Annotated in this window: 7 protein-coding genes; 2 read left to right on the plus strand and 5 right to left on the minus strand. The window is 44.0% G+C overall.

Features of this window, described 5'->3' with window-relative positions:
* The first annotated feature begins 11 nt into the window (after positions 1-11).
* Positions 12-1,907 carry a protein translocase subunit SecD gene (gene secD / locus FTU39_RS04455; protein WP_104852524.1) on the plus strand — a complete coding sequence of 632 codons (1,896 nt, stop codon included), beginning with the start codon at positions 12-14 and terminating at the stop codon, positions 1,905-1,907.
* An 8-nt stretch (positions 1,908-1,915) separates the two neighbouring features.
* Positions 1,916-2,893, plus strand: coding sequence for a protein translocase subunit SecF (secF, locus tag FTU39_RS04460; RefSeq protein WP_171525035.1), 978 nt, complete (start codon positions 1,916-1,918; stop codon positions 2,891-2,893).
* A 90-nt stretch (positions 2,894-2,983) separates the two neighbouring features.
* On the opposite strand, the gene FTU39_RS04470 is transcribed toward secF, so the two are convergent.
* The 5 genes from FTU39_RS04470 to cysM form a co-directional block, all read right to left on the minus strand.
* The gene (locus tag FTU39_RS04470) at positions 2,984-3,637 is read right to left on the minus strand and encodes a 4'-phosphopantetheinyl transferase superfamily protein (protein WP_096902676.1); all 654 of its coding nucleotides are present in this window, start codon (positions 3,635-3,637) and stop codon (positions 2,984-2,986) included.
* A 75-nt stretch (positions 3,638-3,712) separates the two neighbouring features.
* The gene (locus FTU39_RS04475) at positions 3,713-6,019 is read right to left on the minus strand and encodes a bifunctional (p)ppGpp synthetase/guanosine-3',5'-bis(diphosphate) 3'-pyrophosphohydrolase (protein ID WP_180051780.1); all 2,307 of its coding nucleotides are present in this window, start codon (positions 6,017-6,019) and stop codon (positions 3,713-3,715) included.
* Positions 6,020-6,048: 29 nt separating this feature from the next.
* Positions 6,049-7,440, minus strand: coding sequence for a 23S rRNA (uracil(1939)-C(5))-methyltransferase RlmD (rlmD, locus tag FTU39_RS04480; protein WP_179990030.1), 1,392 nt, complete (start codon positions 7,438-7,440; stop codon positions 6,049-6,051).
* A gap of 6 nt (positions 7,441-7,446) precedes the next feature.
* Positions 7,447-8,322, minus strand: a complete 876-nt coding sequence (locus FTU39_RS04485) for a 3'-5' exonuclease (protein ID WP_004974933.1) — start codon at positions 8,320-8,322, stop codon at positions 7,447-7,449.
* 35 nt (positions 8,323-8,357) lie between these two features.
* Entirely contained in the window at positions 8,358-9,290 is a 933-nt protein-coding gene (gene cysM / locus FTU39_RS04490) for a cysteine synthase CysM (RefSeq protein WP_179995057.1), read from the minus strand.
* Positions 9,291-9,696: the final 406 nt, after the last annotated feature.

Below are 9,696 nucleotides of genomic sequence, written 5' to 3' on the forward strand. Positions count from 1 at the left end.
GAAGAAAATAAATGCGTTACCCAGCATGGAAATATCTGCTCATCCTCGTTGTTCTTGTGGTGAGTACATTATATGCCCTGCCTAGCTTGTATCCAGATGAACCTGCTGTTCAAATTTCAGGTGCCAAAGCTGGTACCCAAATTGATCAAAGCATCATACAAAAAGCAGAGCAAATTTTACAATCAGAAAATATTGCCAGTCATGACAACAGCTTTACCAACAATGCTGCATTGTTGCGTTTAGACACCTCAGAAGCCCAACTCAAAGCCAAAGAAGCTTTACGTCGCGGTTTAGGTGATGACTATGTCGTGGCACTGAACCTTGCGCCAACCACACCAGAATGGCTACAAAAAATTGGTGCAAAACCAATGAAACTCGGTCTGGACTTACGTGGTGGTGTGCACTTCTTATTAGAAGTGGATATGGACAAGGCCATCAGCCAGCGTATGGAAACTTCAGCCACCGATTTACGCCGTCAATTGCGTGACAACAAGCTGAAATTTAATAGCCTTTCGCTGAATAACAACACCATCACCCTACAGTTTGCCAATAATGCAGACCGTGATGCAGTGATGGATTTCTTGCGTCGTAACGGCAATGAATACACACAGCAAGCTGTAGCCACCACAGAAGGCTCTAGCTTACGTCTGAACTATACCGATGTCCGTAAACAGGAAATTCAGTCGTATGCGGTCAATCAGAACTTAACTACTTTACGTAACCGTATTAACGAGTTAGGTGTGGCTGAAGCTTTGGTACAAACTCAAGGTAGCAACCGTATTGTAGTGGAATTGCCAGGCGTACAAGATACTGCTGAAGCGAAGCGTGTACTCGGTCGTACTGCGAACCTCGAATTCCGTTTGGTGTCTGACTTAAATGATCAATATATTGATCCGTACACAGGTCAGACTACAGGTACAGTACCACCTGGCACAGAAGCGTTTGCCTTTGAATCTTTGGACAGTGGTCGCCAATTATTATTGAACCGCAGCCGTATTTTAACGGGTGAGCGTGTTCAAAATGCGTCGAGTGGTTTTAGCCAAGATACAGGCGGTGCAGAAGTTAACATTACCCTTGATGCTGCGGGCGGTAAACTCATGGCAGATGCGACACGTAACGCTGTGGGTAAACGTATGGCGGTATTGTTTATTGAAAACAAACAACGTATTAGCTATGTGACCGATGAAACTGGCACACAAACTGAAGTACGCACCCCATATACCGAATCTGTCGTCATTAATGCTGCAACCATTCAGGCGGTATTGGGTTCGCAGTTCCGTATTACAGGTCTAGATTCCCCACAAGAAGCCTCTGAATTGGCCTTAATGCTTCGTGCAGGTGCCTTGGCAGCGCCAATGTACTTTGTCGAAGAACGTGTGATTGGTCCAAGCTTGGGTCAAGAAAACATTGATAAAGGCGTATTGTCGACTCAGATTGGCTTCATTTTGGTTGCAATCTGGATGGTGGTGTTCTTCCGTCTGTTTGGTCTGATTGCCAACTTCGCTTTAGTGTTTAACTTAGCCATGATTTTAACCGTCATGTCTTGGATTGGTGCATCACTCACCTTGCCGGGTATTGCGGGTATCGTAATTACCATTGGTATGGCGGTAGATGCCAACGTCTTGATTTGTGAGCGAATACGAGAAGAAATTAAGTGGGGGGCCTCGCCCAAACAAGCCATTGTGGCGGGTTATGACCGAGCGTATAACACTATTTTCGACTCGAACTTAACCACATTCTTGGTGGCATTCATTCTGTTTGCGATTGGTACAGGTCCAATCAAAGGCTTTGCTGTGACGCTCATGATTGGTATTGTCTGCTCGATGTTTACTGCAATTACAGTGACCCGTGCAATTGTACAAATCATCTACGGCAAAAAACGTAACTTGAAAAAGTTGAGCATTTAAGGAGATCACTGATGACTGAGAATACTCAACTGCCTTCAAAAAAATATGGCCGCCCTGATGATGAGCGCGTGATTCCGTTTATGAAGATTGCTTTGCCTGCGGCATTGCTTTCTATTCTATTAACGGTTGCCAGTATCTTCTTCATTGCCACCAAAGGTTTAAACTTAGGTTTGGACTTTACTGGGGGTATTGCTGCAGAACTCAACTATAGCAATCCAGTAAAAGCCACCGATGTTTCTAACGCATTGGTCAAAGCAGGCTTTAACGACCCTGTGGTACAAACGCTTGGTTCAGACCGCGACCTAATGGTACGTATGCCTGTGCAAGAAGATGTTGAAGCAGAAGACTTAACCAAAGCAATTACTGCTGCGGTACAACTACCAAATAACACGGCAACTGTGCCAAAGGTAGATGTGGTTGGTGGTCAAGTCGGTAATGAGCTGTACGTACGTTCTGCGGGCGCTGTAGCTTTAGCGCTGTTATTGATGTTGGTATACGTCACCATTCGCTTTGAATTCAAACTGGCAATGGGTGCGGTACTGTCATTGTTCCACGATATTGTGGTGACACTGGGTATTTTTGCCATGATGCAATGGCCATTTGACCTGACTGTATTGGCAGCGTTATTGGCGATTATTGGCTTCTCACTCAACGATAACATTGTTGTATCTGACCGTATTCGTGAAAACTTCCGTAAAATCCGTGGTGCAACACCACTTGAAGTGGTAAACATTGCGCTGACAGAAACTTTACGTCGTACCATTCACACCTCTATGACCCTATTATTGGTTGTAGTCGCGATGATGCTCATGGGTGGTGATGGTCTGAAATGGTTCTCGATTGCGATGTTTGTGGGTGTCTTTGTCGGAACATATTCATCTATTTACATTGGTACAGCCTTTGCCTTATGGCGCGGTTTGAACCGTCAGGACTTCATTGTTCAAGTCAAACCTGAATTTGAAGGTGAAGAGCAAGAAATTCCTTAATGCATTTCTGCTGACACCAACATTCAAGCCTATCTTCGGATAGGCTTTTTTGTGCCTTAGCATTGCGATATTTACGCTGACGTTGCGATGTTAATGCTGAATAATATGAATCTGTGGAAACTGAAAGCCTACGCAAGATGGCGCTGCTCGCCATGCTACGGTCAACATACAATCTGATAAACGAAAGTTTTGATAGGCAAAATGCCCAATCTGTGGATGATGACAAATGCCGCCCTGTGCATTGGGATGCATACGAGTATCCAACTCATTCAGGCTTAAACGAATCCCTAAACCTGATGCTTTCAGCACTGCTTCTTTAGTTGTCCAGACACGAAACCAATAATCAGCGTCGTGTTCCAAATCTTGCCAGTATTGGAGTTCATTGGGATGAAACGCATGTTGTGCCAAGGCATCGAAACGCACCTTACGGTCTAAGTCCTCGACATCTACGCCAACATCGAGCAATTCAAAACTGCTTACCAAAGCATAATGCTGACGGCTATGACTATGGTTAAACTGCAATTGAGGGAATGCTGTCAAAAATGGCTTGCCATGTGGGTTACGCTCAATATCGCTGTTTTGAATATCGTGTTCTAAGTATCCAGAAAGCAATTGATTCCGATGCCGATAAATAGCCTGTTTTTGCTGTTGAATCTGTTCACTGCGTACAGCACTTGGATCGGGACTAAAAATCTGCTGAATGCGGCTAACATTCACACAAATTTTTTTAGGTGTTTTATTCATCCGCCCTTCTCCATTTTGGCTGAAATACGATAGAAAAAAACCAGCAAACATGCTGGTTTTTTAAAGCGTGCTCGCTTAGCTGCCTTGCACCAAACGACGTGCGCTGATAATCCCTGGTTGCTGCTCTAAACGTGCCAACAAACGAGAAAGTTGCGCCAAGCCTTTAACCTCAATTAACAATTTCATATTGGCGATACCATCACTTTCAGAAATAGTATTCACCTGACGAATGTTAATTTGATCGGCAAAAATCACTTGGGTTAAGTCTTTGAGCAAACCACGGCGGTCATAGGCTTCCACCACAATTTGTACGCTTTGACCACGGGTTGGCTGCATTTCCCAATCGGCTTCTACCGCACGTTCAGGTTCGTTGCCAATCATACGCACATAGTCCGAACACGCCACTTTGTGAATACTCACACCACGGTTCAGGGTAATATATCCCGCAATCGCTTCACCATGCACAGGCTGACAGCATTGTGCGATATGCAGTTCAACGTTATCCAAACCATCAATCAAAATGCCATGTGCCGATAAGGTATGGCTGGCACGTGGGTTCAAGGTTGGCTTCAACACCAGTTCAGGTTCATCCTGATCTAAGTGCATGTGACGATTGACCTGATTAATTAAGGCATGCAGGCTAATATCACCATTCACCAAACCAATCAGAATGTCTTCACCTGTTTTGACGTTAAAGTGATTGCAATAATCATTTAAATCAATACTTTTTGGATGAATCGCCAAACGTGACAATTCTTTATTGAGCACTTCACGCCCAACTTCCAGATTTTTACTGCGGTCTTGCTGTCTAAACCAATGACGCAGCTTATCGCGCGCACGTGCTGTCTTAATATAACCTAAAGAATTCACCAACCAATCACGGTTCGGTTCACGGTCTTTTTTGGTCAAAATCTCGACCTGCTCGCCTGTTCTTAAAGTATAGGTGAGCGGCACATAGCGCTGATTGACCCGTGCGGCATAGCATTTATTGCCGACTTCGGTATGCACATGATAAGCAAAGTCCAGCACCGTTGAGCCACGTGGCAATTCTTTAATATCACCATCACGGCTGAACACATAAATTTTCTCAAAATCTTCAAACTCTTGGATTTGTTCAAAGTTTTCAGAATCATCATCTTCTTTATGTGCACTGGCATCGTTACGTTCCTGATAGTGCTCTAAAACAGAACGCAAAGAATGTAAACGATGATTAAACGAATGGTCTGTGGCTTTAGAACCTTCTTTATAATTAAAGTGTGAACATACCCCAAGCTCGGCTTCTTCGTGCATATCTAGGGTACGAATTTGCACTTCAAGCGACTTGTTTTCTGCAATTACGGCAGTATGCAATGAGCGATAACCATTGGCTTTTGGATTGGTAATGTAATCATCAAACTGGTGCGGAATATGCCGCCACAATTGATGTACGATGCCCAAAGAGTGGTAACACTCTGGAATGGTTTTCACCAAAACACGTACAGCACGAATGTCATAGAGCTGATCGAAGCTGAGGTTTTTACTCTTCATTTTTCGATAAATCGAATAAATGTGTTTCACCCGCCCGCTAATTTCGGCATGAATACCATTATTGCCCAGCTCTGTACGCAATTGCTCAATTACGTTTTGAATGTAGTTTTCACGCTCCAAACGCTTTTCATTCAGTAACGTCGCAATTTCTTTATAACGGTCTGGCGCCAAATAACGGAAGGCTAAATCTTCGAGTTCCCATTTCAGTTGGGCAATGCCTAAACGGTGTGCCAATGGCGAGTAAATGGTTAAAATTTCTCGCGCCACACGCTCCTGACGTTCTTTGGAAGCGGTTGCCAACTCACGTAATGAATAGGTACGTTCTGCCAGTTTAATTAGCACCACGCGCACATCTTCCGTCATGGAAATCAGCATTTTATAAATGCCTGTTAAATGTTCACGCTGGTTATTATTAAAATGGTCTTCTAAACGCTTATTTTTCTCAATCAGTTCAGACAACTTACCCATCGACAAGGTGCCTTTGATCAAGCCATAAACTGCTTCACCAAATTCTTCACGCACTTCATCTAACTGCATGACATTTTCACGCACGCTACGATAGAGCATGGCTGCAGACAAAGTGTCTTCATCGACATGCAAGTGCGCTAAAATATTCGCCATCTCAATACCTGTATATAAGGTATGCGATGGATGACTGACGTCTGTTTCCAGCTCTTTTTTCAGGGTGTAATTGGCAACGCGTTCTAATTGTTCAAGTGCCGCCCCATCGTAAATCCCGCGTACTCGGTCTAGCCATTCTGCTAAATCCTGTCGGGCTTGCTCGGCATGTTCTACAGTCGTTTCCTCAGACAGTTCATTTAAACGTCCAGGAAGTTGTTCACGTACTGTGACCATACCCTTCTCCTACCTCTATGTACTTCATATTATAAATCGTTTATTTGCTTTTCTTTCTCAAACAAGGCAATGGATTCGACATGCCCCGTATGCGGAAACATATCCATCACGCCTGCTTTTTTCAATTGATAGCCCTGCTTGACCAATACACCTGCATCCCTTGCGAGTGTGGCTGGATTACAAGACACATAAACGATTCTATCTGCGCCAAATTTGGGCACATAATACATCACTTCCTCTGCGCCTGAACGCGGAGGGTCAATTAATAATGCCTCAAATCCTTGATTTGCCCAAGAATGATGCGAAAAATCTTTTGTTAAATCTTGTGAATAAAACTTAACATTGTCTAAATCATTACGTTGTGCATTCTCTGCACCACGCTGCACCATTTGCTCTGAACCCTCTACAGCAACCACCTTTCCTGTTGCACCTACACAACGTGCAAGCGGCAATGAAAAGTTGCCTAATCCACAAAACAGATCAAGCACCCGATCACCTGATTTTAAGTTAAGCAAATCACATGCCAGCTTAACCATTTGTGGATTAATTGTAGAATTGACTTGGGTAAAGTCTTGGGGATGAAAGCCAAAACTCACATCAAAATCATCTAAACGATAATGCAAACGCATTGCTGCATGCGGATCATCAACCCGATGCAAACTGTCTGGACCTTCAGGCTGCAAATACAATTGCCAGTGTTTCTGTAACGCAAACTGCTGTAACTGGTTGATATCGGCTGCAGATAGTTGTTCTGTATGCCGCACCACCAAAGCAATCTCTTGATCTCCCATCGCCAATTCTATATGACCAATATGGGCCTTGCCTGTTAGACTTTGGAGTAGCTGCTTGATTCGTGTTAACGAACCAAATGCCTGATCCAACACCATACAGCGGTCAATTGAGGTCAGTTTATTGCTATTGCGCTCACGAAAACCGACCACCAATTTGTCTTGACTGGCAATATAACGCACCCCAACACGGGCTTTGCGGCGATAATCTTCACGCTGTGAACGCAAAGGCGCTAACCATTCTTCAGGCTGAATTTGCGCAAAATGTTGCAGATGCGACTGCAACACCTGTTGTTTGAGATGAATCTGCTCATCCAACTGAATATGCTGCATGCTACAACCACCGCAACGCTGATAATGTGGACATTGTGGCGTAACCCGTAATGTCGAAGGCTCACCCAGCACTTCTAGACACTCGGCTTCTTCTAAGCGTTTGTTACTATGCGTAATTTTGGCGCGTACTGTTTCACCAGGCAATGCGCCCTCTATAAAAACTGTTTTCCCCTGCTTCTCGGCTGGATGACCCGACTGAGCTGTGTAGTGTGCAATCCCGCGCCCTTCATGTGACAACGATTCCACCTGAAAGCAATATTCAGCCTGCTGCGTGGTACGGTTTTTACTGCGATGTTTCATATCAGTCTAAATATCGGAAGATGGGGAAGATTGAAAAGGCATCACGGATTCATTTGAAGGCGTGGTGACACTTTGTTCAGGAAAATCTGTACGGGTAAATTCAGTTTGCTGCGAACTGTGCTGCCACACGCTTAAAAAGTCTGCATGCTGCGGCTGAGTATGCAAATATTGAATGGTATGCTGTACCCATAAAGTATGCTCTTCAAGCAGCAATTGCCCTTTGAGCAGCAGCCAACGCAAATAAATCAACCAAGTATTTAAGACATCGCCTTCACAATAACGCGTCAGCCTTGACCATTCGCCGCTTTGCATAAATGCAGGAACATGATAGCCCGCATCTACACGTTTACCCGGAAAACCTAGCAAATACGCAATGTCATCCAACTTTTGAAAATGACGACCATTAAACATTGCCATCACATCCATTAAATCGACATGACGCTGATGGTAACGGTTTTGATAATTGTTATAGCGCTTTTGCTGATCAATCTCGCCCTGATCAAATAAACTTGGTGCAGACAGCCCGTGATACATGGCGCGGAATAAAATCACTGGCAAGTCAAACTGCGAACCGTTCCAACTGACCAAAGTCGGATGACGCTTATCAAAAATAGACAAAAACTTTTTCAGCATTGTCGCTTCGCTGTCATGTTCACGGCTAAAGGAAAACAGCTTCATGCCGTGTTCATCAATCCACAAGCCTGAAATACACACAATTTCATGCAAAGGCAAACGCTGAAAATCGGTTCCTGCCTCTTGGCGACGCAACTTCATTAATGCTTGTTCAAGCTCTGCTTCGGGTAAATCGAGTTGATATAAATGCGCGCCTGACTTCAAATCGGTAACGGTTTCTATATCGAAAATCAGCACAGGTAAACGCATAAAATCTTACTCAATGGGTGATAGAAAAATGAATATCACAATTCAGTATCTTGAACAGAGAATAAACCTGTCGATAAATAACGATCACCACGGTCACAAACAATACAAACAATCACTGCATCTGGATTTTCTTCGGCAATTTTTAAAGCTGCCCATACCGCGCCGCCCGATGATGTGCCTGCGCTGATGCCTTCTTTTTGCGCCAATTTGCGCATGGTTTTTTCTGCTTCAATTTGCGGAATATCAATAATGCGGTCAACACGGCTGCGGTCAAAAATGGTTGGTAAATATGCTTCAGGCCAACGGCGAATCCCCGCAATGCTTGAACCATCTGATGGTTGTAAACCAATAATTTGAATCTCTGGGTTTTGTTCTTTTAAGTATTTAGACACCCCCATAATGGTGCCTGTTGTGCCCATAGAGCTGACAAAGTGGGTAATTTTACCGCCCGTTTGCTGCCAAATTTCAGGCCCTGTTGTCAGGTAATGTGCTTCAACATTATCTGGATTCCCAAATTGGTTCAGCACCAAGCCTTTGCCTTCTCTCTGCATTTGCAAAGCCAAATCGCGTGCGCCTTCCATGCCTTGTGCTTTGGTCACTTCAATCAATTCTGCACCATAGGCACGCATGGCATCTTTACGTTCTTGGCTCATATTATCAGGCATGATCAGCTGCATTTTATAGCCACGCATAGCTGCAACCATCGCCAAAGCAATACCGGTATTGCCACTGGTTGCCTCAATTAAAGTATCGCCTGGTTGAATTTCACCGCGTTTTTCTGCCTGCATAATCATGTTGTAGGCAGGACGATCTTTAACAGAACCCGCAGGGTTATTGCCTTCCAGTTTTGCCAAAACCGTTGCCTGCGTATGACTTGCCAAACGCTGTAAACGCACCAATGGGGTTTTGCCCACATAATGATCTAACAAAAATTCATCACTTTGGAAATCTGGTTGGGTATCAAGCATGGTCTGCACCAATATCAAGGTGGGCTTATTGTATGAAAATTTGCACCTTCCTGCACGTTTTTCACAGGCTTTTTATCAAAACAGCAATAGTCTGCCGACAATTTATGCATCACTTACTGCCTACACAATTCTAGGCAAGATGAACACAATTTCAGATTGTCTTTTGCGGGATGGATGCAAAAAAATGCACACCGATTGATTGCGAGATGCAGCTGAACCACTCGCACCAAACAGATGAAAACACAGTCAGGAGAATTGACATCCTCCCCCCCCTTAAAAGCATAGGTATCTACACATCTTTAGGTACCTAGTGCAATGGTTGCGATTTCATTCAGTTCATCTATTGAATATTCTGAGAGCAGTTGAAGAGTATTTAGTAAAATCGAGAGTCCTGCCAATATGGCAG

It is taken from the genome of Acinetobacter sp. YH12099 (genome assembly GCF_013419195.1).
Classification (GTDB): Bacteria; Pseudomonadota; Gammaproteobacteria; order Pseudomonadales; family Moraxellaceae; genus Acinetobacter; species Acinetobacter towneri.